Source organism: Streptomyces luomodiensis (genome assembly GCF_031679605.1).
In the GTDB taxonomy this organism is placed as follows: domain Bacteria; phylum Actinomycetota; class Actinomycetes; order Streptomycetales; family Streptomycetaceae; genus Streptomyces; species Streptomyces luomodiensis.
The window spans coordinates 8,274,652-8,298,649 of the sequence record NZ_CP117522.1 but is presented as its reverse complement, the minus strand read 5'-3'; the positions used below and the strand labels follow the sequence as shown (position 1 = coordinate 8,298,649).

At 71.5% G+C, this 23,998-nt stretch carries 18 protein-coding genes and 1 pseudogene; 11 read left to right on the top strand and 8 right to left on the bottom strand.

Annotated elements, in window-relative coordinates:
* Window positions 1-51 precede the first annotated feature (51 nt).
* From PS467_RS35040 to PS467_RS35030, 3 genes are read left to right on the top strand one after another with little or no spacing between them, the layout of a single operon-like run.
* A complete protein-coding gene (locus PS467_RS35040) occupies window positions 52-969 on the top strand; it encodes a hypothetical protein (RefSeq protein WP_311038575.1) in 918 nt (305 codons plus the stop codon).
* Window positions 970-986: 17 nt separating this feature from the next.
* Window positions 987-1,553: a hypothetical protein gene (locus tag PS467_RS35035; RefSeq protein ID WP_311038574.1), complete on the top strand. Its 567-nt coding sequence runs from the start codon at window positions 987-989 to the stop codon at window positions 1,551-1,553.
* Window positions 1,554-1,555: 2 nt separating this feature from the next.
* Window positions 1,556-4,417 (top strand): M48 family metallopeptidase, encoded by a 2,862-nt coding sequence (locus PS467_RS35030; protein ID WP_311038573.1) that lies wholly within the window; start codon window positions 1,556-1,558, stop codon window positions 4,415-4,417.
* A 60-nt stretch (window positions 4,418-4,477) separates the two neighbouring features.
* Here the strand turns inward: PS467_RS35030 and PS467_RS35025 are convergent, their stop codons facing one another.
* A complete protein-coding gene (locus tag PS467_RS35025; RefSeq protein WP_311038572.1) occupies window positions 4,478-6,727 on the bottom strand; it encodes a hypothetical protein in 2,250 nt (749 codons plus the stop codon).
* 269 nt (window positions 6,728-6,996) lie between these two features.
* On the opposite strand from PS467_RS35025, the gene PS467_RS35020 reads away from it, so the two are divergent.
* The 8 genes from PS467_RS35020 (at window position 6,997) to PS467_RS34985 (ending at window position 15,321) form a co-directional block, all read left to right on the top strand.
* Entirely contained in the window at window positions 6,997-8,241 is a 1,245-nt protein-coding gene (locus PS467_RS35020) for a hypothetical protein (RefSeq protein ID WP_311038571.1), read from the top strand.
* Window positions 8,238-9,824 (top strand): substrate-binding and vWA domain-containing protein, encoded by a 1,587-nt coding sequence (locus tag PS467_RS35015; protein ID WP_311038570.1) that lies wholly within the window; start codon window positions 8,238-8,240, stop codon window positions 9,822-9,824. The genes PS467_RS35020 and PS467_RS35015 overlap by 4 nt, the downstream gene beginning before the upstream one ends.
* Window positions 9,814-10,602 (top strand): hypothetical protein, encoded by a 789-nt coding sequence (locus tag PS467_RS35010; RefSeq protein ID WP_311038569.1) that lies wholly within the window; start codon window positions 9,814-9,816, stop codon window positions 10,600-10,602. Before PS467_RS35015 ends, PS467_RS35010 begins: the two co-directional genes overlap by 11 nt.
* A gap of 299 nt (window positions 10,603-10,901) precedes the next feature.
* Window positions 10,902-11,654: a VC0807 family protein gene (locus PS467_RS35005; protein ID WP_311038568.1), complete on the top strand. Its 753-nt coding sequence runs from the start codon at window positions 10,902-10,904 to the stop codon at window positions 11,652-11,654.
* A gap of 123 nt (window positions 11,655-11,777) precedes the next feature.
* Window positions 11,778-12,575, top strand: a complete 798-nt coding sequence (locus tag PS467_RS35000) for an SAM-dependent methyltransferase (RefSeq protein ID WP_311038567.1) — start codon at window positions 11,778-11,780, stop codon at window positions 12,573-12,575.
* 224 nt (window positions 12,576-12,799) lie between these two features.
* Window positions 12,800-13,954, top strand: coding sequence for an MAB_1171c family putative transporter (locus PS467_RS34995; protein WP_311038566.1), 1,155 nt, complete (start codon window positions 12,800-12,802; stop codon window positions 13,952-13,954).
* A 273-nt stretch (window positions 13,955-14,227) separates the two neighbouring features.
* The gene (locus tag PS467_RS34990) at window positions 14,228-14,671 is read left to right on the top strand and encodes a helix-turn-helix domain-containing protein (protein WP_311038565.1); all 444 of its coding nucleotides are present in this window, start codon (window positions 14,228-14,230) and stop codon (window positions 14,669-14,671) included.
* A gap of 53 nt (window positions 14,672-14,724) precedes the next feature.
* Window positions 14,725-15,321, top strand: coding sequence for a toxin (locus PS467_RS34985; RefSeq protein ID WP_311038564.1), 597 nt, complete (start codon window positions 14,725-14,727; stop codon window positions 15,319-15,321).
* Window positions 15,322-15,397: 76 nt separating this feature from the next.
* On the opposite strand, the gene PS467_RS34980 is transcribed toward PS467_RS34985, so the two are convergent.
* From PS467_RS34980 to PS467_RS34950, 7 genes and pseudogenes are all read right to left on the bottom strand, one after another.
* A complete protein-coding gene (locus PS467_RS34980) occupies window positions 15,398-16,795 on the bottom strand; it encodes a cytochrome P450 (protein ID WP_311038563.1) in 1,398 nt (465 codons plus the stop codon).
* A 174-nt stretch (window positions 16,796-16,969) separates the two neighbouring features.
* Window positions 16,970-17,724: pseudogene (locus tag PS467_RS34975) on the bottom strand (glycoside hydrolase family 3 N-terminal domain-containing protein); the annotation flags it as partial.
* Entirely contained in the window at window positions 17,721-19,655 is a 1,935-nt protein-coding gene (locus tag PS467_RS34970) for a cellulase family glycosylhydrolase (protein WP_311038562.1), read from the bottom strand. The pseudogene PS467_RS34975 and the gene PS467_RS34970, both read right to left, overlap by 4 nt.
* Before the next feature lie 107 nt (window positions 19,656-19,762).
* Window positions 19,763-20,806, bottom strand: a complete 1,044-nt coding sequence (locus PS467_RS34965; protein ID WP_311038561.1) for a LacI family DNA-binding transcriptional regulator — start codon at window positions 20,804-20,806, stop codon at window positions 19,763-19,765.
* Entirely contained in the window at window positions 20,803-21,630 is an 828-nt protein-coding gene (locus tag PS467_RS34960) for a carbohydrate ABC transporter permease (RefSeq protein ID WP_311038560.1), read from the bottom strand. The genes PS467_RS34965 and PS467_RS34960 overlap by 4 nt, the downstream gene beginning before the upstream one ends.
* Window positions 21,631-21,646: 16 nt before the next feature.
* Entirely contained in the window at window positions 21,647-22,585 is a 939-nt protein-coding gene (locus tag PS467_RS34955; protein WP_268975688.1) for a carbohydrate ABC transporter permease, read from the bottom strand.
* Window positions 22,586-22,637: 52 nt separating this feature from the next.
* Complete coding sequence (locus PS467_RS34950) at window positions 22,638-23,927, bottom strand: ABC transporter substrate-binding protein (protein ID WP_311038559.1); 1,290 nt, start codon at window positions 23,925-23,927, stop codon at window positions 22,638-22,640.
* Window positions 23,928-23,998: the final 71 nt, after the last annotated feature.

Genomic DNA, 23,998 nt, shown 5'->3' with positions numbered 1-23,998 from the left:
GGCGGCAGGATTGCGGGCCGAGGCCGAAGCAGCGGGAAGAGGGGATGGACCATGCCGGTGACGACGGGGATGGGACGCGTGGCCGGGCTGGCGGTCGGGGTCACGCTGGCGGTGGGGGCGGCGCTGGCCGTCGGCGGATGTGCCTCGGACACCGAGGACTTGGGCGACTCGGCCCGGCGGCCTTCGGCGAGCGCGTCGAAGGCCGCCGGGCCCAGCCGGGCGTTGGTGACCTGGGCCGGCCGGATGTGTGCGGCCACCAAGCTCTACGAGACGGTGAAGGCGGACAGCGCGGACGAGATCGAGGAGATCACCGATCCGCCCGAGGACGCGCTGATCGGGCCCGAGTTCACCGCCATGGGCTACCTGTCGAGCACCTCCTCGTCGCTCGACGAGGTCGCGGAGAAGCTCGGCGGCGTGCCGTCGTCGGGCATCGCCGCCGCGGACCGGCTGCACGACAGCCTGGCCGAGCAGGTCGCGACCATCCGCCCGAAGGTCACCGCGCTCACCGACAACAGCGGCTTCACCAGCCCCGCGGAGGACTCGGTCGACCGGGCCGAACGTGTCGGCAAGCTGATCGAGTCCCTGAAGAGGCCCGCGCCGGGGCTGTCGACCGTGGTCGCCAAGGAGCCGGAACTCTTCGCCGCCTACCGCGCCGCGCCCCCGTGCGCCCCGCCCGAACCGCTGCCCAAGGCCGCGGACGGCTCGGACACCGGCGCCTGCGCGGACGGGAGGTGCGAGATCCTGGTGACGAAGCAGGTGGATTTCCCGCTCCGCGCGTGGCGGGTGCGCGTATCGCTCACGGAGACCAAGGCCAAGGTGAGCAACGGCGGACCCGAGGGCGGCGCGGGACAGCTCACGCTGACGTCCGGCGGAACCGGATCGTTCGGCGATGCGGGCGGCGATACGGTCACCGTCCGCGCCGTCGCCGTCACCGGGGATGGCGCGGTCCTGCGCTTCAGCACCAAGTGAGCGCGGGGAGGGGCGAGGTGAACACAGCGGGGACGCCGGACCGGGCTCCGTCCGGGCAGCGGCTACGCGAGGTGGTGGGCGCGGTCATCGCCGAGGTGGCACCCGAGGAGCTGCCCGTCGTGGCGGGGCTCAGCCGGTTCGACGACGATACGGTGGTGGCGCGGCTGACCAGCCGCCGCAGGGGCCGGGAGCCCCTGGGGTTCGGGCTGGAGGAGATGGTCTGCCTGGCCACTCCGGTGGTGTGGGTGGCGCTGGACGAGAGTGTGCGCAAGGTCATCGGCCGCACGGTCGACGGCGTTCCCGCCAGGGTGGGCAGACGGCTCGGCAGGGTGTTCCGCCGGCCGTCCGACCCTCTGGTGGTGCCCGCGCTGACCCCCGAGCAGGTCGCCGAGGTGCGGCGGCGGATCCTGGAGCTGTCCGCGCGCAGCGGGCTGGAACCCGAGCGCGCGGAGGTGCTCGCCGACCGCGTGGCGGCTCGTCTTCTCCTGCCCGTCCAGGCCGACGGAACCGACGGGGCCGGCCGGACCGACGACGGGGCCGAGGGCGGCGAGGACGACACCGACGAGCAGGGCACCCGGGCGTAGCCGTGTCCGCGCCGGCCGCACGCGTCGACGAACGCGTCCTCAGCGCGGGGACCACACCCCGTTTCGTGCTGCTGATGGTGCTGGTCCTGGTGGCGAGCCTGACGGCGCTCGACGATGTCAACTATGTCCTGTCCTACGCGTTCAGGCCCGAGGGGAACGCCCTCGGCGGCCTCGGGTGCTTCTTCGCCGCGGGCGTCGACCCCATCGGTGACCGCCAGGCGAACCAACTGGCGTTGAAGCGCCCAGGGGTCCCGGAAGCGCTGGACGCGTGCATGGACCGCTTCGAGCACCGCTTGCCCGGGTGGCCGGTGCTGCTGGAACTGGCCCTGCTGATCGCCGCCGTAGGGGTCCTGCACTGGGCGCTGCCGCGCTGGAAAGGCCGGCGTGGCAAGGTCGTACCGCTCGACCAGCGGGTCGATCCGGCCGGCGAGGTGCGTCACCTCATCGACGAACTGGTCGCCACCGCCGGCCTGGCCCGCTCCCCACGGGTCGTCATCGACCCGGCCGCGCACACGCCCAGCGCGGTCGTGTTCGGGCGGTGGCCCCACTACACGATCTGTCTGCACGGTGGGCTGCTCGCACGCCGGCCGGCCGACCCCGCCGGTTTCCGCGGAGTGGTGCTGCACGAACTCGCCCATATCCGCAACCGCGATGTTGACATCACCTACGGCACCGTGGCCCTGTGGCGGGTGTTCCTCGCCGTGCCGCTGCCGGCCAACCTGCTGATCGCCGCCGCCTACTTCCGGCGGGACTTCCTGCGGGAATCGTCCACGGCCTTCGCGGCGTCCAGCCGCCCGAGCACCGTCTACGAACTGCTCCAGGCCGGTTTCCTGATCGCGCTGGTGTACCTGGCGCGCGCCGACGTGCTGCGCACCAGGGAGTTCTACGCCGATATCGACGCCGCGAAGTGGGGGGCCGACCCACGGGTGTGGAGCCACCGCGCCGGGGCGCCGCCGGACGCCGGCCGGGTCAGGCACGCGCTGGGGGCGTTCGCCGGTCTGTGGCGCACCCATCCGGACTGGACGCGGCGGCACCAGGCGGTGGCCGACCCCGTGCGCCTGTTCGACGTCCCACGCCTGCCCATGTTCCTGACCGGTGCGGCGGCGATCATCGTCTCCGGCTGGGCGGGCACCTCGGCCACCCTGGGCCAGGGCGATCTGCCCGGATGGGCGGAGTGGGGCTGCGCGTTGCTCGGGGCGGGGCTGGCGGCCGTGGTCGTGGGCACCATCCTGTGGCGGGCCGCCGTCCACGCGGTGCTCTCCGGCCGGCGCGGCCCGTCCGGGATACGGGCCGGTGTGTGGTTCGGGGCGGGCCTGGTGACCGGTGAGGTGGTGCTCGGCCGCGCCGCCGACCGCTGGCTCCCCGCGCGACCGTGGTTCCTGCTGATACTGCTCCTCATCGGCGTCGTGATCTGCTGGTGGACGGCTCAGCACGCCGAACTGTGGGCCCGGACCTGGCGTGGCCGGACACTGGGCCCCGTTGTGCTGCTGGGCCTGGTGGCCACGGGGCTCGTGTTCGGGCTGTGGTTCTCGTGGTGGCAGTCGGACGGGTACACGTGGGTGCAGGGCCGCTCGATCGTCAACCGCGAGGGCCTGCTCACGGTGTACGCCACGTGGTACCCCGGACTGGCCGAGGCCGACTCCGGCGCCCTGCGCACGGTGCTGGCGGTGAGCTGGGTGGCCGGCCGGCTGGGCACCGACCAGTTCGTGATCTCCTCGGAGCAGCTCCTGATGTGGGTGGCGGGGGTGCTGTGGCTGCTGCCGCTGCTGACGTGCCTGTGGCACCGGACCCCGGCGGCACCCCGCTGGGCACGGGGGGATGGTGTGCGACCGGGCCGGGGGCTGCCGGTGCGCCGGATCGTGCGCTGCGGCGTCGGCGGTGGGGTGCTGGCCCTGTGCGCGCTGATCGTGGCCAAGGTGTGCGTGCACCATGTGGTGCGGCCGGGCCCTGGCCGGCCGGCCGTCGCCACCCTCTCCGACTCCGTGGCGGTGCTGGTGGCGCTGATCGGGGCGATGGTCGTCGCGGCGTGGGTGGCCGGCGCCGGGGACCGTACCTACCGGCTGCTGACCGGACTGGTCACGGCGGGCGTCACCGCGCTGCTGGGGCTTTTGTGGAGCTTCCTGCTGGCCTCCGCGGACGGCTGTCTGGGACGGCTCGACATCGCCTATGACACCTGCGGATGGCGCCCCCACGAGGGCTGGACGAGCACCGTGGACCCCGGGCTCGGCGTTCTGGGACTGGGGATGTTCACCGTCGCGGCGGCCATGCTGGTCCTCGCGGGCCTCCCCCGCCGCCGCCCCGCGCCGCCGGCGGAGGTGCCGGACACCGCGGCCGGACGCCGTCGCTTCCTGGTGGCCGCCGTCTGGGGCGTGGCGCTCGCCTTCGCCTCGACCAGTGAACTCGCCCTGACCGAGGTCTCCTCGGTGACACCCGACGGCACCACGCCGTCCCGGGTGCGGGTCCCCGCGGCCACCTCACCACGCATCCACACGGTGCGCGTGCTCGCGTGGCTGAGGTACGGCGGCAGCGAACACCTGGACGGCATCGGCCACGAGGAGAACACCTTCACCACCGCCGCGACGCGAGCCTCCGACTACGGGGCGGTCGTCGCCCGGGTACGCCCGATCTGCCAGGACATCGAGCGCCGCGTCGCGGACGCCCGCCACTACTTCCCCGTACCCGATGAGAAGGGCCATCGGTACTGGACCACGTTCCTGGACCAGTCCGAGCGGGCCGCCCTCACCTGTCAAAAGGCCATCGACTCGCACGATGTCGAGATGTACCGGATGTCGGGAGAGCAGATGCAGCAGACGTACTTCTCCCACCGGACGCTCTACGACTGGCTCCAGAGCCATCGTGGGTGAGCGGGGGCCGCCGCGCGGCCCGAGCGGCCCCCGCCCCGTCTTCAGCGCTCCGCCACGGCCTCAGCCCTGGGCGGCGGCCACGGTGAACGCGCTCTGCACGGTCTGCGTCACGGCGTTGCCGTCCGCGTCGGTGGCGGTGACGCGCAGGGACGCGTCCCGGCCCGCCGCCGAGTCCGGGGTGGTCCAGTCGGCGCGGAACCCGCCCTTGCCCAGCGAGGTGGTGGACGCCGTCGTCCAGTGCTCGCCGCCGTCGAAGGACACCTCGACGGTCGCCTCGGTGACGGCGGGCGGCGCCACCACGCCCGGCACATGTCCGAAGGTGGCCACGAGGTGGTCGTCGCCGGTCGGGCCGGTGCCGTCCAGTGTGGCGCCGAGCTGGTAGTGCGGGACGACGACCGGCAGCGCCGAGCACTGCTCGGGCCCGTCGTACTCGCCCTGGTCGGATACGCAGGCCCAGTCGTCCGGCACGGTCTGGCCGCCCGAGTGCGCCGAGGCGAAGGTCCATTCGGTGTGCGTGGTCAGCGACTGGTGGAAGTCGCTGTTGGTCCTGGTCTGGTCGTACACCACCGTGTACGCGGCCTTCTTTGGCGGCGCGCCCAGGACGACGCCGGAGGTGCCGTCGCTCTCGTACAGGGTCGTGTCACCGGAGACCACCGCGAGGTGCGAGGAGCTGATGTCGGACGGGAACGCGAGGTCGTGGTGGCCGCCCGAGTCCGTGACCGTGGCCAGGGAGAAGGTGAGCGCGTCGCCCTTGCGGCAGGCCGTGCAGTACCACGTCTCGTCCAGGGCGGCGGCGCCTGGCGCGGGCTCGGTGAATCCGGGGACCAGCGGGCCGCGCAGCCAGTCGACCGTGGTGGTCCGGCCCGGCCGGAGGGGCTGCTTCTGGGAGACGAAGCGCCGTTCCCCGGCCTTGAGCCAGTCGTGGTAGGAGGCGCCGGCGGAGCCGCCGATGTACTCGACCCGCTGCGCGGGTGTCTTGAACGGCTGGGACAGCGCCTCCCCGCCCGTCTCGTACGGCAGGTACATCAGACGCGCGATCTCCTGGGCGCGGCCCGGCGTATCGCTGTGGTAGTTGGTCTTCACCGTGGCCAGTTGGCGTCCGGTGACCTTGTAGTGCTGGTTCTTCGCGATCCGGCCGGCCGGGTTGTCCAGCTTGAGGTCGTAGGAGTAGGGCTCGGCCGCTTCGGCGGGCGCGTCGCGGTGGGTGTAGACGTTGAAGCGCAGGTCGCCCGTGGTGACGGGCCGGCTGGAGGGCTGCACATAGGTGGGCAGGCCGCCGGTGACGCCGGTGGTGCTGTAGAGCGCCGGGTCGCCCTGTGCGTCGACGCGCCGGTAGCCGAGGATGAGCTGGCTCTCCTGAGCCGCCCGCGGGGTCGAGAAGGTGATCCGCTGGGTGGCTTTGCGCAGGTCGAGTACGACCTCGGTGCCGGTGGCGCCGTCGGAGACGGTGAACTCGGCGGTGGCGAGGCGGATGGCGTCCGGGGTGCCGTCACTGCCGAGGGTCGCGGCGGCGACCATGGCGGTGTAGTGGCCGGCGGGGACGTCGATCCGCTTCTCGCCGTCGACGGCCTGGAGGTACGGCTCCTGATAGAGGGCGGCGTCGTCGACGTTGGCCAGTCCGAACGTGGTGGTGCCCGCGCGGGGTTCGCCGTCCGGGCCGAGCACGGTGACCTTCACCGGGTGGTCCGCCCGGTGGACGGCCGACGGACGCGGGGCGGTTCGTTCACCGGCCGTGGCGATGGCCGGTGTCACGGAGGTGACGCCGCCGAACAGCGGGCCGTCGCCGACGGAACCCTCGGCCGCCTCGGCGCCGGCCTGCTTCGCCAGCGCCGCGCCGAAGGCGGCACCCGAGGGCGGGGCCGTGGCGCCCGCGGTGGCCTCGACCCGCACCGGTGTGGTGGTGACCTGGGCCTTGACCAGGGCGGACACATTGAACAGCGCGGGGTCCAGGGTGCGGCCCAGATACGGCAGCGCGGTCATCGGAATGACGAAGACATCGTTGTCGACGCGCTGGGTGACATAGTCCGCCGTGGCGCCCGGCCGCGCCGTCACCACGACGCCCCCGTCCGGGCGGAGCGTGACCCGCTCACCGGTGACCAGGGTGACGGTGTGGGCCGCCGTGTCGGGGGCGGCCGGCACCGCGGACGCGATCGCGGCGGCGCCCCGCGCCGGGACGGGGGCGGCCAGGGCGCCGGGGGCGGGGCCGGCCGTGAGCGCGAGGGCGGCCAGGGCGCAGCCGGCCGTGAGGACGCGGGGGCCGCGCGGGACGGCTCGTGGCGTGGGGGTCTCTCTGATCCGTCGGTGCCGCATGAGGCTGGTCCTTCCTTGACGTGCGATCAAGGGGCATGTGCACGTCCCACAGGTTTGCCCTCGGAGGCGATCACTGCCAGGTACAGACCAAAGCTGGCCGGAAAGCGTCGTTCCGAGGCGTTAACCGAGCGTTCGCCGTGATGTCCGGGGGCCGGGGCGCATCCGGTGCGGAGCGGCCACGGTGAATTAGGGCGTCCTCCCGACGGAATTCACGCATCCGCCAGGGGCGTCGGACACGATCCTGCCCCTTTCCCAGCCAGGAGGAGCCGGTGACCGCCGACAGATCCCATACGGAGGAGCCACGCTTGGAGATCCGCGGCCCTTCGCGACGTCTCGCCCTGCGGGGCCGCGCCCTCCGTGCGCTCGTGACCGCGCTCGCCTTCCCCGTGGCCGGACTGCTCGCGCTCACCGCCGGAGGGCATCTCCTGCTCCCCTTCGAAGGGGTCACCACGCTCGAGGGCAAGATCGCCTCCAAGGCGGAGTTCTTCGAGGACGAGGAGGTCCAGCGCATCCTGATGAAACACGGCATCAGGGTGCACATCACCCGGATGGGTTCCCGTGACATCGCCACCACCAGCTTCGACGGATACGACTTCGCCTTCCCGTCCGGCCAGCCCGCGGCGGAGATGATCAAGAACGATCGCAGGGACGGGTACGCGAAGGCGCGCTCGCCCTTCGTCAGCCCCATCGTGCTGGCCACCTACCGCGAATACGCCGAAACCCTGCGGGACAACGGTCTGGCCACGCCACGGCAGGGCACCGGCGGGCAGCGGAACGACCCGCTCTACTACACCCTCGACATGGGGAAGTTCATCGACGTGAGCGCGCGCGGAAAGACCTGGGACGAGATCGGCATCGGAAGGAGACACCGGACGACGAACGGCAACCGCATCCTGGCCCAGACGTCGAACATCTGCGAGGCCAACCACGCCGGAACGTATCTGGGGCTGGTCGCCTTCGTGGAGAACGGAAACGCCGTCCCGACGAACGACGCGGCGGCGGACCGCGTGGCCGAGCTGATCAAGCCGACTCTCGTCTCCCAGGGGCTGCCTTCGGAGGAGATGTTCAAGACCTACGAAGTGCCCGAGGGAAAGGGCGTCGCCCCGATCGTGGTGGTCTACGAGCACCAGTACTTCGCCTACCAGATACGGCAACGGCAGCAGACCGGAAAGCCCGACGCGGAGCGGGTCCTGCTCTATCCGTCGACGCAGTTCCTGACCGAGCCCGAATACATCGCGCTCACCCCCAAGGGCGACCGGCTCGGGGAACTGCTCGCCACCGATGAACAGCTCCAGCGCCGGGCGATGGAACTGGGCTTCCGCGTCCTGGACTCCAGTTCCAAGGCGACCAGCACCGCGCTGTACCGGTTCCTGGCGGACCAGGGCATCCCGGCCCCCGCCTCGGCGGCCAACGACACCAAGGCGACGCTGCCGAGCCTGCCGCTGCTGGAACGGATGATCACGTCCGTCGGCGACTGCCCGCCGCCGAAGACGACCTCCGAGGCGTCCTCATGAGGCGGCGTCCGCACCGCCGGGTGGTTCTCGCGCTCTGTCTGGCCCTGCTCGGCACGGCCAGCGCCACCGCCTGCGGCTCCGGTGACGAGGAGCCCACCACCCTGCGGGTGCTGGCGAGTTCGGAGCTGCGGGACATGGCGCCGCTCCTGGACGACCTGCGCCGGGACACCGGGGTGGAGTTGGACATGGAGTACCGGGCCACCGTGGACGCCGGGGACGGGCTGACCCCCGGTGCGTACCACCACGATCTCGCCTGGCTCGCCTCCGACCGCTACTTCCAGCTCAGGCTCAAGGAGTCCCACGGCGCGGCCGACAAGCCGCTCGCCACCACCACCATGCTCTCCCCGGTGGTCGTCGGCGTGAAGCCGGACACCGCCAGGGCCCTGCGCGCGCGGGCCAAGGGCGGTCAGGTGTCCTGGGCGGACATCGCCGACGCCGCCGCCGCGGGCTCGGTGCGCTTCGGCATGGCCGACCCCAAGCGCACCAACAGCGGCCTCTCCGCGCTCGTCGGCGTCGCGACCGCCGCGGCCGGGACCGGCAGCGCGCTGCGCGCCGAGGACATCTCCTGTGACCGGCTGCGTGGCTTCCGTACCGGCCAGAAGGTCACCGCGGAGAGCAGCGCGGAGCTGCGCGAGGAGTTCATCGCCCACCAGGACGAGCTGGACGCCCTGATCACCTACGAATCGGAGCTGCTGTCGCTCAACGCCGGCGGCAGGCTCCACGAAAAGCTGGAGATCATCTACCCGAAGGACGGCATGGTGCTGTCCGACTACCCGCTGCTCCTGCTCGACCCGGCCAAGCGCGACGCGTACGACAAGGTGGTGGCCTGGCTGAAGAGCGCGTCCACCCAGCAGAAAATCATGGAACGCACACTGCGCCGGCCACTCGGCCCCCAGGTGCGCAGGGACCCCCGGCTGCGGGCCGACATCGGCAACGCGCTGTACTTCCCGGACCAGCGGGCGGTCGTGGACCAACTGGTCGAGGACTACGGCGACCCCCGGTCGCCCACCCCGAACCACGTGATCTTCCTCCTCGACTTCTCCACCTCGATGCGGGGCGCCCGGGTGGCCGCGCTGCGCTCGGCGTTCGCCGGGCTCAGCGGCGCCGACACCTCCGCCACGGGGAAGTTCGTGCGGTTCTACCAGGGCGAGCGGATCACCGTCATGCGCTTCGGCGGCCGCGTCCTCGCCGAGCGCGACGTCACCGTCGGCGGGCGGCGGGACCTGCGGTCCGTGGACTCCTTCGTCGCGGCGGACGGCTTCGACGACTCCACCGCCATCTGGTCCGCGCTCGACCACGCCTACCGGAAGGCGTCCGGCATCGTCCGCGACCACCCCGGGCAGCCGGTCTCGATCGTCCTCATGACCGACGGTGAGAACACCTCCGGCATCACCTTCGAGGAGTTCCGGCGACGGTACGCGGCACGGGCGGAGACGGTCCGTTCCATCCCCACCTTCCCGCTCCGCCTCGGCGCGGCGGACACCGCGGAGCTGACCCGGGCGGCGCGTACGACCGGCGGGCGCGTGGTGGACGCGGGCGCCCGTTCCCTCCCCGACGCCTTCAAGGAGATCCGTGGCTGTTGACAGCGGAATGTGGTGGAGCGTCTGGTGGCCCTGGACGCTGGTGTGGGCGGCGACCGCCGTCAGCCTGATCGTCGCCGTGGTCCTGCTGGTGATCCGCGCGCACCGGTACCGCAGACGCCTCAGACAGAGCTCGGAGAAGCCGACGGAGGGGATCTGCCTCTACCTCCACGACCGGGCCATCATGAACCTGTACGAGATGGGCCGTTACGAGAAGGCGCTGGAGCGGGAGGTCGAGCACCGGATCACCGGCAGCACGGACGGATCGCTGCGGGCCCGGATCTTCGGTGTGGGCGTCAGCGGCGGCCGGAACGTCAGCCGCGAGGAGATCAGCACGTACATCGAGAGCGCCAAGCCCATCACGGTGATCGGCCTCATCGTGGACACCCTGGAGCGGACCGACGCCATCGTCCACGGTGACCTCAGGACCCGCACCATCACCTGGAACCACGCCCTGGCCCGCTCCCTGGACACGGACGGCCGCCCCGGCCGGGGGGCCGGGGCGGCCGTCCGGCTGCGCGACATCGAGGACTTCGTCTCCCTGCGGGGCCGGTTCCGCAAGGCCGGGCAGACCGACGCGCGCACCGTCTTCCTCGCCCCGTACGGCGACCCGGAGGACCCGGCCCAAGGGCCACAGGTCCGCGTGGTCTGCGCCACCGACGGGCTGCGCAACGACGACAGCCACGACGGCACGTTCCCGGCACGCTGTCTGGGCAAGGTGCGGGACTGGAACCCGCGGACCGGGGAACTGACCGTCGAGGCCATCGCGATCTTCAGCTAACGACTATGACCCGCTATCAGGGGTACTGGAAGGGATTTTCCGGTGTAACTGCGATACGCGGAAACAGCTGTTTACGGGAGGAATTCTCGGGCCTTCTCGATACACCGGCCCTCCCTCTCCGAAAAACCCCGACCGGGGCCGCGCAAATGTGAGCCCAGCAGCAACTTGCTCATCATCGCTCTCCTCAAACGAGCTTCCGGCGAGACTTTGGTGACATTTGGCGCCGCAGCACTGTCCCCTCCCGACGTGCCTGTTTTACGTTCTTCTCTCCACATCACAGGAACTCTTACAGGGGAACCGTGCTCACTCGAAACACCACCACCGAGCAAGGCGCCGAGCGCGCACCGGAGACGGCGGCAGCGCAGACCGGCGAGCGCCCGGCGGCACCCGCCCGCTCCAAGGGCGCCGCCATTCTCAGCTGGGCCATCACGCTCAGCCTCAACGTCGTCGCGCCGATCATGACGTACCACGCGCTGCGCGACCACGGCTGGAGCGAATTCGCCGCACTGCTGACCAGCAGCGCCTGGCTGGTGCTGGACAGCGCCGTCCACCTTGCCTGGCGCCGCCGCCTCGATGAATTCGCCGTCGTCACCATGGTGTTCATCGTGATCACCGCGGTGGTGTCGCTCGTCGGCGCGCATTCGGCGCGCGCTCTGCTGATCAAGGACTCGTCCATCACCGGGCTGTTCGGCCTGCTGTGCCTGGCCACGCTGCTGGCGCCGCGCCCACTGATGTTCTACTTCGGGCGCAAGTTCTCCACCGACGGCACCGACGCGAGCGTCGCCTGGTGGAACGGCCTGTGGCGGTTCGAGGACTTCCGCAGGAGCCTCATCACGATGACGACGGTCTGGGGCGTGGCCTACTGCGTGGAGGCCGCGGTGCGGATCGTGCTGGCGTTCACGCTCAGAACTGACACCATGGTGATCCTGAGCCCGGTCATGATCTACAGCGTGCTCGGCAGCCTCGGCATATGGACGGCGTGGTACGGCAAGCGGTCGCGCCGCAAGGGCGAGGCGCGCGCCAAGGCCGCCGCCGCGGCCGCCCAGTCCTGACCGGCCGATGAATCGGGGGCGGGTCGATGCGCTTGACCAGCACCGTATCGGCGTTGATATGAAAAGCTGTCGTCAGCCGATCGCAGGACGGGGCCTGGGGACGGTTGTCGAGAGGAGCGCAGCGTGACAGAGAACGGCTTCCGTGCCGAGCAGATCGACACCAGCAGGCCACATCCCGCGCGCATCTACGACTACTTGCTCGGCGGCAAGAACAACTACGAGGTGGACCGCGACGCCGGTGACCGGCTCGTCGACGCGGCACCCGAGGTGCGGCTCGGCGTCCAGGCCAACCGCGCCTTCCTGCGGCGAGCCGTGCGCCACGTGGTCGGCAGCGGCGTCCGGCAGCTCCTCGACATCGGCACCGGGCTGCCCAGCTCGCCCAATGTGCACGAGATCGCCCAGGAGGTGGCTTCGGACGTGCGCGTCGCGTACGTCGACAACGACCCGATCGTCAACACCTACGCCAATGTGCTCCTCCGCGGGTCCGCCCTGACCAATATCGCGCTCGCCGATCTGCGCGACCCGCAGGGCATCGTGGACCACCCCGAGGTCCGCCGGGTCATCGACTTCGGCGAGCCGGTCGCGGTGCTCCTCGTCGCCGTCGTCCACTTCCTCACGGAGGCGGAGCAGCCCGAGCGGGTCGTCGCCACCCTGCGCGACGCGCTGCCGGCCGGAAGCTTCCTGGTGCTCTCCCACGCCACGGGCGACTTCGCCGACCGGCGCGCGGCCCAGGCCGTGTACGACAAGGCCACCGCCCCCCTCAACCTGCGTTCCCGCGCCGAGGTCGAACGGTTCTTCGACGGCTTCACGCTGGTCGAGCCCGGTCTGGCGGAGGTCCCGTTCTGGCGCCCGGACACCCCGCCGCCGACCCGGCCCGGCCAGATCGGCTACTACGGCGGCGTGGCGCGGAAGACCGGCTGAACCGCCTTACCCACGGTACGGTTTGACCATGGATGTTCTCGGAACACCTTGTGCCGATGACACCACCGGGCCGCGGACGGCCGTTGCGACCACCGCGCGTCAACTGCTGGTGAAGCCGGGCGCCATCGCCGTGGCGGCCGAAGGCATCGGGCCCATGGATCCCTTGGGCGACACCACCGACCGAAACCGTCCGCCGCGTGCGCGGCACCTGTGGGGAAAGGGCCGTGAACACCGCTAAGACCCTCTGCTTCGCCATATCGGCGCTCTCGTCGTACGCCGCGCTCGTCTACCGGCTGTCGCAGATGAGACGCAGCTGGCGGGACACCGCCTACCGCACACTGGTGGTCGCTCTGCTGCTCCAGTGCCTCACCTTCACGATGGGTACCGTCGCGATGGGCAACGAGCGCTTCCTGGGCGTCGGCAACCTCGCCATCCTGCTGATGCACCTGTCGGCGGTCGCCTTCGTCGTCAGCGCGCAGATCATCCTGCTGCGCTGGGCGACCGACGGTGAGGACACCGGACGGAAGGCCCGCTGGTGGCTGGTCACCGGCGTCGTCCTCAACGCGCTGCTGACGGCGCTCTTCTTCATCGCCGACGGCCCCGACCGGCCGGCCTCGGACTTCAACACCGGCAGCGGCCAGCCGCTGGTCCTCACCTACCTCCTGGCCTTCATGCTCTCCCAGGCGGTCCCGTGCGTCACCATCCTGCGCCAGTGCGGCCCCTACGCCCGTATGGCGGGCAGGACCTCGCTGCGGCAGGCCCTGCGGCTGCTCTCCGTCACCGCGGTGCTCCTGTTCCTGTACTTCCTGGCCAGGGTGGTCAACGTCCTCACCGCCGCGTGCGGGATCGACATCGGTGCCTGGACGCTCGCCGCCTCCGTCTTCAGCGCCCTGGGCATCATCACCCTCTCGCTCAGCCTGACGATCTCCTCCTGGGGGGCCTCCGCCACCAGGCTGCTGGAGTGGGCGCGCGGGTACCGGTCCTACCGGGCCCTCTACCCGCTCTGGCGGGACCTGTACGAGTCCTCCCCGGACATCGTCCTGGAGCCGCCCGGCGCTTCGGTCTCCGACCTCGACTACCGCCTCCACCGACGGGTCATCGAAATCCGCGACGGATGGCGGGAGTTACGTCCCTACATCGACCGCACCGCCAGCGGGGACGGGGAAGCGGACTTCACGGGCGGTGAAGATTCCCGGCAGGCGTTCGCCGAGGCCGCGCAGATCAGACAGGCCCTGCACGCCAAGCGCACCGGCACCATCCCGGAACACAACGCGGACGCGCGGGACTTCGCGGACCGCGACACCGACAACTTCGCCGCGGAGGTCCTGTGGCTGACGAAGGTCGCCTCCGCCTACCGCAAGCTCGGCAGGGCGCGTTGAGAGTTCCCGCCCGGTCTGCCCCCGTGTCAGGCCGGGCGGGATATCCCCCGTGGTCCCCCGTTTCTTCCACCGGACCCGGACCCGGAAGACCGGGCCGGACCAGGCCGATAGCCGCCGGCCAACTCGGCCACCCCCGCCGACGAAGTTAGCTGGCAGCTATCGACAAGGTCCACGGTGGCGGAGTTCCGCGCGATTGTCAACTGGCAGTTGATCTGGGAGACTCACGAATAACCGGGGGCAATACCGAAGGGGTGACGGGAGGGGAGCCGCACGATGTCCGAGAGCGAGGACCGTCCCCTGCTGGCCGTGCGTCTGGACAACCTCTTCAAGACGGTTCGCCCCAAGGGCAGGCACTGGACCAACGCCGAGGTGGCGGAGGAGCTGAAGCGGTCCAACCCCGAACTCAAGGTCGGGGGCGTGTATCTGTCGCAGCTGCGGACGGGCAAGCGCTCCAATCCCTCACCGGACCTGCTGGCCGCCCTGGCGCGTTTCTTCGGCGTGTCGGTGGCCTACTTCTTCGACGACCAGGTCGCCGAGTCGGTGCTCAGCGAGCTCGCCGCCATCGAGGCGCTGCGACAGGCGGGGGTCCGCGCCGTGGCGATGCGGGCGGCCGGGATGAAGAAGGAGAACCTCCAGGCCATCACGACCCTCATGGACCAGTACCGGCAGTTGCAGGGTCTTCCGCCGGTCACCGACGCCGCGGACGACCCGGAGTGAAGGGCTCGGCGTGAGGGGCTCGGCAGAGAGGAGCTCGGTATGAGGGACTCGGTGTGAGGGGCGCCAAGAAGGGGCGGTCGGCCGGTCAGGACCGGCGCAGCCAGCTCAAGAAGCTCCGGAAGGCGGGTGCGCGGCGGATCGCCGAGCTGGATCTGCCGGAGGTGGCCGATGTCGCCGAACTGTGCCGCCATCTCGGCGAGGTCCGCGGCCGCCCGATCACGCTGGTCCCGATGCAGATGCCGGCGTCGCACCCGTGCGGCATGTGGGTCGCCGCGCGCGACGAGGACCTCATCTTCTACGACGCCAACACGACCAGCGCGCATCAGGAGCACATCATCTTGCATGAGCTGGGCCACATCATCTGCTGCCATCGCGGGGCAGGCTGGCTGGACGAGGCGAGCGCCCGCCTTCTCTTCCCCAACCTCGACCCCGACCTCGTGCGTGACATGCTCCTGCGCGCGACCTACGACGACGTCCAGGAGCAGGAAGCGGAGATCATCGCCTATCTGCTCTCCCAACGGGTGGGCGGCACCGGGACACGGCATGGTGTGCCCACGGCCCCGAAGACCGGGGAAGCCGGGAAGGCCGGGGAGGCCAGGGAAGCCGGGCAGGACGCCACGCTCAGCCGGATCGAACGCACCCTGATCTGATGCGCGTCACTCATGTGCCGGCGGCGGCCGCATGCCACCGCCGGCTTCGTGCCGTCCTGACGCCTTGTTGCTCGTCCTAGCCTCGGCGGAGGCTCGCCAGGAAGCGCCAGAGCGCGGAGCGGGGCCGTTCCGGCTGGGCGGGGGCGGGCGTCGCGGGTTCGGGCGCCGGAGCGGGTTCGGGCGCCGGGGTGGGCGCGGCCGCCTCGGGGGCCGGGGGCGCCACCGGGGTCGGCCGCATCCGCATGTGGAACCGGGCGGGGCAGGACTTCAGCCCGCGTACGTGCGTCGAGGAGCGCCAGGGCAACTGGTCGACGGGCAGCCCCAGTTCGAGGTCGCACCGTTCGAACAGCTTGCCCACCGCCGTGGTGACGATCATGTCGGCGATGCCCCGCCCCGGGCACTGGTGCGGCCCCGCGCCCCAGGCCAGATGGGCGCGCGAGCTCACCGACGCCTCCTGGCTGCCGGGGGTGGCGAACACCGGGTCACCGTGCGCGGCGGCGATCGAGGGCACGACCGCGTCGCCCGCGGCCAGCCGGAAGTCTCCCAGGTCGGTGTCGACCACGGGGAAGCGGAAGGTGAGGTTGACCCACGGTGGCGAGGCGATGTGCACGCGGTTGACCAGCTCCTCGACGGGCCCCGCCATCAGGCCGGCCCGCGCCCCGGCCTCCCCGGCCAGCACCTCCAGCACACTGTTGGTGATGGCGTGGCTGACCAGCTCCGCCATGATGACGATGATGGCGTACAGCTCCAGCCCGACCTGCTCCACCGTCAGCGCGGGCTCGACGGCGAGCAGCCGGGTGGTCAGGTCGTCGCCGGGGTGCTGCTTCTTGTACGCGGCGAGTTCGGTCGTCGCGGCCACCAGCCGGCCCACGGCCGCGGCGGCCTCCGGGCCGCCGTCCACCATGCGCCACGAGTCCATGAAGACCTCGTCGCCCTGGTCGACCGGGAAGCCGAACAGCCGGTTGACGGCCATCAGCGGCAGCGCCCGTGCGAACTGCGCGCCCAGGTCCACCCATCCGCTGTCGCTGCCGTCCGCGAAGAAGCTGATCAACTCGTCGGCGTGCCGGGAGACGGCCTTCGCCAGCTCGAAGGACTCCGGCGCATGGGGGTCCTGGAACGGGGCGATCGCCTCCTCCACGGCGGCGCGTGTCGCCTTGCGCCGCTGGTCGTCCTGGACCAGCAGATGGCTGACCTGATAGCTGGGCAGATGCGGCCAGTCGGAGGGGACTTTGCCCTCGTTCAGCCACCGCCAGTGCTGGACGTCCTTCTTCCACACGTTCTCGTCGCGCAGGACCTCCCACACTTCGCGGTAGCCGAGCACCAGCCACACCGGGACCCCGTGCAGATCGACGGGCGCCACCGGTCCGTAACGGGCTCTCAGGCGCGAGTAGACCGCGGCGGGCCGGGTCTCGAAGTCCCGTGTCATCAGCGGCTCGACCGCCAGGGACGCCAGCTCCGAAGGGGGGAATTCCATGTCCGATGTCCTTAGTGCGACAGCAAGGGCCGTTCCGGCCGGGCCGTGCGGTCCGTGTGGGGAAGCCACACGGCATCCGACGCGCGGCACGGAGCGGGAGCGGCCCGCTACAGCGCAGACAGACTAGCGGCCGACTCGCGGGCTGAACAGCGCGGCCGCCGGCCCCCGCACGTGGCCGGCCCGTACCCCGGCCCTGGCCGCCGCCAGATGAATCTCGTGCAGTTCGCGGGCGCTCAGCTCGGTGGCCGCGCTGTTGCGCCGCCGACGGTGGCCCCCTGGCCGGCGAAGTGCTTGAGCACGACGGCCACGTCGGCGGTGCGCGCGCCCCGCACCAGCGCCTCGGTGAGCCGGGCCGCCAGATACGGGTCCTCGCCGAAGCACTCCTCGGCGCGGCCCCAGCGCGGGTCGCGCACCAGGTCGAGGGCGGAGACGAGCGCCACATGGCCGCCGCGTGCCCGCAGCCGAGCGGCGACCGCCGCCGCGGCGGCCTCGTAGAGGGCGGGGTCCCAGGTGGCGCCGGTGGCGAGGTTGACCGGCAGCACGGTGCCGTCCAGGGCCTGGTGGCCGTGCGGAACCTCCTCGACCAGCAGCACCGGTATGCCCAGCCGGGTGTTCTCCACCACATGTCGCTGCACCGTGTCCGCGACCCGGGCCCCGTCCGCCGCCGGGATGCCGTCGGCGAAGCCGACGCCGGACCACGCGTCGGCCCGCTGGAGCCCGTACAGGGCGCCCATCCCGTCGTACGCGGCGACCTCGGCGCGGAAGGCGTCGGTGAGCCGGTGGCCGCCTTCGTGGCGCTCGTAGGCGTGCCAGCCGTACATGCGCTGGTTGACCTGGCCGACCTTCTCGGTGAGCGTCATGCGCCCCAGCAGGTCGCGGACCCGCTCCGGCACGGGGGCCGAGGGGTCGCGGTAGAGCTGATCGGTCACCTCAGCTCCACCACGCGCACACCGTAGGGGTCGAGCGTCACCTCCGGGGCCGGCGCGCCGGACGCGAGGTCGTGCAGCGTGCCGTCGGCGTCCGGGCGGACGGTGAGTTCCTCGGGGCTCTGGCTGACCAGCCACACGAAGCGGCGTCCGTCCCGGTGGATCAGCAGGTCCGCGCCGACGTGGGCGGAGTCGACCGTCACCGGGCGGCGGGCCCCGGCGACCTCGGCGAGCGCCGCGTAGAGGCGGTGGGTATCCTCGGGGTTGACCCGCGCGGTGCGGGCTGCCATGTGCTCCAGGGGATAGGTGGCCAGCACGGTGCGGCCGTGCCCGGTGTCGCGCACCAGCAGGGCGGGGCGGCCGTGTGCGTCCACGGCCACCACCCGGGCGTCCCGCGCCAGGACCGGCAGGTACGCCCGGCTGTCCTCGTTGCCCGCGACGGGGAAGCGCAGGGTGTCCCCGGCCGTGAGTCCGCCGAAGTCGCCGGTGAACGTCATCTCCAGGACGTCGTCCTCGATGGGCTCGGCGACACCGTAGGAGAGCTGGAGTTCGACGCCGAACAGCCCGTCCAGGTCGTCGAACCACGGGCCGCGGGTCCCGGGGTGTTCGCCGGAGCAGAACGAGAGGTAGACGGTGGCGCCCGCGTGGGCGCGGCGTTCGAGCTCGCGCCGGGTGCGGGTGGTGAGCTGGCGGGTGGCCGGCAGCAGGTACAGGGCCGCGTCGCCGGGCAGACCGTCGGCCTCCCGGGTGAAGCCCACCGGCAGATCGGCGGCGCGGGTGGCGACATAGCTCTGGTGCAGGGAGGTGAAGATCAGCGGGCGGTCGGCGGGCCTGCTGTAGGGGTAGCCGCGCTCCAGGAAGGCGGGCACGACCAGCGCCGCGTCCGCGTCGGCGCGCCGGCAGTGCGCGAAGTCCACGGCCTTCAGTGTGGTCGCGAACGCGGCGAGTTCGCGCAGTGGCGCCTTGGGGGCGCCGGTGCGGTCGGTGATGCCGAAGTGCATCTCGAAGGGGTGGTGGTCGTACGGCGAGCGGTCCCACAGGTCGTCGTAGTCGGTGTTGTTCCAGGCGATCCAGCCGGTGGCCCCGCCGAGCAGCGAGTTGTGCAGGGTCTGCCGGTAGTAGGCGGCCGCGTTCTGCTCGGAGACGGTGTCCGTGGAGAGGCCGAATTCCTCCAGGACGACGGGCTGCCCGGTGACCGAGGCCAGTTCGCATTCGAAGGCGGCGCGCAGGTGCTGACGGGGCCGGTCGGTGTCGGAGCGGTACACATGCGGGCCGACGAAGTCGACGTACTCGGCGGTCTCGCGCAGCGAGAAGCCGTTGTCGCGGCCGGTGACCTCGATGCCCCAGGCGCCGTCGCCCAGGGAGACGGGCTGGGTGCCGCCGGCCGCCCGTACGGCGTTGCACATGGCCTGCGCCCAGGCCGTCACCACCTCGGAGGAGGGCGGGTCCACCTGGTAGATCCGGCCGTATCCGGGCATCTCGTTGGTGATGAGCCAGCCGGTGACCGCCGGGTGGTCCTTGAAGCGGCGGGTCATCTGGGAGGCGAACCACGCCTGGCGGCCGACCATCCACACGTCCTCGTACAGATCGCGGCCCCCGCGCCAGGCGGGGTCCCAGTTCTCGCCCGACATGTGTCCGACGATGAAGGTGGGCACCGTCCCCATGCCGATCTCGTGGTGGGCGTCGAGGAAGTCGCGGAAGCGTTCGCACAGCGTCTCGTCGATGCGGTGCGGCTGCGGATGGAAGTCGGGCCAGTAGAAGAACGACCGGGTCATCGTCAGGCCGTGCTCGCGCAGCACCCGCAGTTCCGCGCGGACCGTCGTCGGGTCGTAGTCGCGCCACATCAGGGGCCCGCCGGTGCGGGACCAGAAGTTGGCGCCGAGCCAGGGCAGGACGGCGGGGTGGTGGGTGAGCTGGGCGCTGTGGCGTCGCATGGTCCTATCCGGAGGTCGGTGGTGCGGTGTGGGGGCGGTGGTGCTGGTGGGCGGTCGTGATTGCGGGTGTCCGGGGCGGTCCGTGGTGGCGGCGCGGGGCCGGGGCGTCAGCCGGGGGCGGGTCCGGTGGACTCGCGGACGACCAGCCGCGGCCGGTCGTCGAGCACCGTGTCCTGGACGTCCTCGCCGCAGCGCGCGAGGAGCAGCCGGGCGGCGGCCGCGCCGACCCGCTGCACCTGCTGGTCGACCGTGGTGAGCCGGGGGTGCAGCCAGCGGCCGAGCGGCAGGTTGTCGTAGCCGACGACGGACAGGTCCTCGGGGACCCGCAGACCGGCGCGCCGGGCGGCGCCGATGCCGCACATCGCCATGGAGTCGTTGGCGTAGACGATCGCCGTGGCGCGGTCGGCGCCGTCCAGCAGCGCCTCGGTGGCGGCGACGGCGGACACTTCGGTGAAGTCGGTGTGCAGCACCGCGTAGGGCCGCAACCCCGCTTGCCGGAGGGCCGCCTCGAAGACACCGCCCCGCAGCCGGGTGTGCTGAAGGTCGGCCGGGCCCGCCACATAGGCGATGCGCCGGTGTCCGAGCCCGAGCAGGTGGTGGACGGTCTCCTCGACCGCGGCGCCCTGGTGGCCCAGGCCGACGCGCGGCACCGCGGCGGTGCGGTCGGGCGGGCCGAGCAGCACGGCGGGCAGGCCGAGGCGGGCCAGCAGGGCGGGGCGCGGGTCGTCGGCGCGGGCGTCGGTGAGCACGGCCCCGTCCACCCGGCCCTCGGCCGCGAGCCGCTTGTAGAGGGCGTGTTCCTCCTGCGCACCGGCGACCAGGTGCAGCAGCAGACCGTAGCCGCGCGGCGCCAGTTCGCCCTCGATACCGGTGATCAGCTCGCTGAAGTGCGGGTCCGCGCCGAGCACATCGGTGGGGCGCCGGACGACGAGGGCCAGGGTGCGGGTGCGGGCGCTGCGCAGGGCGGCGGCGGACGCGCTCGGCGACCAGCCGAGTTCCAGCGCGGTGTCCAGGATGCGCCGCCGGGTCGTCTCCGACAGCCGGCCCTTGTCGTTGAACGCCTGGGACACGGCCGCGGTCGACACCCCGGCGGCGGCCGCCACCTCCTTGATGGTGGGACGCCGGCCCGGCGTCCCGGTGGGCGCCCTCACATCTTCACCGCCCCGTTGACGAGTGCCGCCTGCATGCGCTTCTGGAGCACCGTGTAGACGACCCACACGGGGATGAGGGTCAGTACGGTGCCGGCGGTGAGGACACCGTAGTCGGTGCCGGTGATCGCCTTCAGGGTGGGCAGCGCCACCTGCACGGTGCGCTGCTCGGGGTCGGGTCCGATGATGACGAGCGAGTACAGGTACTCGTTCCAGAACGTGAGGAAGTTCAGGAGGACCACGGTCGCGATGCCGGGCAGGCACATCGGCGTGTAGATGTGCCGCAGCACCGTGTAGGTGGACGCGCCGTCCATCCGGGCGGCCTCCTCCATCTCCCGGGGGATGGTCCGCATGAACTGCACCAGGATCACCACCGACAGCGGCATCGCCGTGGCGGGCAGGAAGAGGACCATGAAGGCGCGGGTGTGGAACAGTCCGGTCGCCGCGGCGAGCAGGAACGTCGGGAAGAGCGCCGCGAACGTCGGGATCAGGAAACCGAGCGAGAACACCTTCTCCATCGCCGACGCCAGCCGCCCGGTCGACCGGGCGAGCGCGAACGCTGCGGGCAGCGCCAGCAGCAGGGTCAGCGCCAGGGAAAGGACCGTCACCAGCGCCGAGTTGACGATGGCCGGTCCCAGGTCGGCGCTGTGGTAGGCGGTCGTGAAGTTGCCGAAGCCGAAGGACTCCGGCAGCGCGAAGGGGTGGGCGAAGATCTCCTCGTTGCTCTTGAACGCGGAGGCGAGGAAGTAGTAGAGCGGCACGATCAGCAGCACCGCGTAGGTCCACACCAGAAGGTGTGCGGGCAGCCAGCGTTTCCCGAGTTTCATGGTGAGCCGCCTTCGATCAGTAGTTCTGCCGGAAGGCGCGGCGGATGGCGAGCAGCCCGACGAGCCCGGCCAGGAAGAGGATGACGCCGACGGTCTGGCTGTAGCCCAGGTCGGCCGCGATGAACGCCTTCTGGTAGACGAGGAAGGACAGCGTCGTGGAGGAGCTGCCGGGACCGCCCTGGGTGAGCAGCAGGACGTGCTGCGCCGAGCCGAAGAGGGTCCACAGGAACTGGAGCATGGTGACGACGCCGACGTAGTCGCGGATCACCGGGAAGTGGATGCGCCACATGGTCCGCCAGTGCCCGGCCCCGTCCAGCTGCGCCGCCTCGCCGAGGTCGTCGGGGACGCTGCCGAGCCGGGCGGCGAACAGGACGGCGGTGAAGCCGATCCCGCTCCACACGTCCAGGGCGATGAGACAGGCCAGGGCCGTCGACGGCGAGGCGAGCCAGGCGTCGGTGAGCGAACCGAGCCCCGCGCCCTGGAGCGCCCCGTTGACCAGCCCGTCCGGGGACAGCGCCGCGTAGAACACCATCGCCTTGGCGGGGGTGGAGATCAGGCCCGGGATGAACAGCAGATAGCGGATGACACGGTGTCCGGGCGGCCGCTGCGCGACGTAGTAGCCCAGCATGTAGGCGCACACGATCATGATCGGCAGCGCCACCGCCAGCTGGACGGCGGTGTTGCGCACCGCGTCCCAGAAGACGGGGTCGTCGAGGACCGTGCGGACGTTGCCGAGACCGGCGAAGGACACCGGCTGGAGCATCCCCGGCCAGTGCAGGGCGGCGATCACGAAGATGGCGGCCACCGGGCCGATCATGAAGATCGCGTACCAGACCAGCGCGGGCACGGCGAGGATCGTGCCGCCCTGCCGGGGTGTGCGCGAACGGGCCGTGGTGGCGGGCGGAGCGGGGTGGCGGACCGCGGCCCCGCCCGGGGTCGACGTCAGCGTCGTCATGGGGTGGCTCCCGTGGAGTCGGGCTCGGGGTGTGAACGAGCGGGCGGGCGGGTCACGCGGAGCGGTACGCGGTCTCCAGCGCGGCGCGGACCTTCGCGGCGCTGGTGCCTCGGGTGAAGGACGTACTGGTCGCGGTGATCAGTGGCTGGGCGGCGGCGGGCGGGACGTACACATCGGGCAGCAGCACCTGGCTCACCCGGGAGCCCAGCCGCTGCGCGGCGGCGACCAGCGGGAAACGCGTACTGACGGCGTCGGAGTGCAGCGCCATGTCGCGGCCGCTCTCCTCGATGAACCGGGAGACGGTGTCGGGGCGGTACATGAAGCGCACGAACTTCTCCACCGCGTCGATCTTCTTGGTGCCGTTCGGGCTGATCCAGAACCCGATCAGGGTGTAGGTCCGCAGGATGGTGGGCTTGTCGTGCGCGGCGCCGCCGGCCAGTGGCCAGCCGCCGACCTCGGTGTGCTCGGCCACCTTCGCGGGCACCTTCGCCAGCGCCGAGGACATGGCCGACTCGATGGCGGCGGCCTCCGTGTTGAACTGCGTGGTCATCGAGTCCGAGGTGAGGCCCTGCGCCTTGTCTGCGAAGACGCCCGCGTCGCGCAGCGTCACGAAGTAGTCGATGCCCTCCCGGGCGCCCCTGCTGCCGAAGTCTCCCGTGGAATAGGCGTGCCTGGCCTCGTCCTCGGTGAGAAAGGTCTGGATGATCTGGGCGAGCAGTTTCTGCCCGGTCCAGTCGTTGCCGCCGACGGTCACCGGCGCGATCCCCTTGGCCCGCAGCTTGCGCGCCGCGGCGATCAGCTCATCGCCCGTGGTGGGTATCGCGTCGACACCCGCCCGGTCCAGCAGTGCCCTGTTGTAGGCGATCGGCCAGTTGGTGGCGAAGTAGGGGAAGGCCCGCAGCCGGCCCTTGGCGTCGGTCCACGCGCCGAGCGCCTCCGGGCGCACGCGCTCGCGCAGCCCCCAGTCGTCCAGGTAGCCCTTGACGTCGACGGTGGCGCCGACGTCCGTCCACGCCAGTGTCTTGTCGTAGAGGTTGACCATGACGACGTCCGGCTCCTTGCGGGCCAGCCGTGAGGTCTCGTAGACCTGCGCGAGGTCGTCGCCGTTGATGAGGTTCTTGACCTTGAGTCCAGGGTTCTCCGCGCGGAACCGGTCCAGGGCCGCGAGGTAGGTGGGCGACCCCGGGGCGGTGGTGCCCAGCTGGCTGTGCACGACGAGCGTGTGGGGGTCGGAGTCGGCCCCGGTCAGCGCGGAGCAGCCGGACAGGCCGGGCAGGACGGTCGCGGCGGCGAGGCCGGAACCGGCGGCGAGGAAGCCGCGCCGAGTCAGCGGTGAGTGCACTGCGGGGGTCTCCAACCAGGCGGTTAACGAGTGGTTAATCGATCTACCTCGGAGGTGTGAGGACTGTAGGA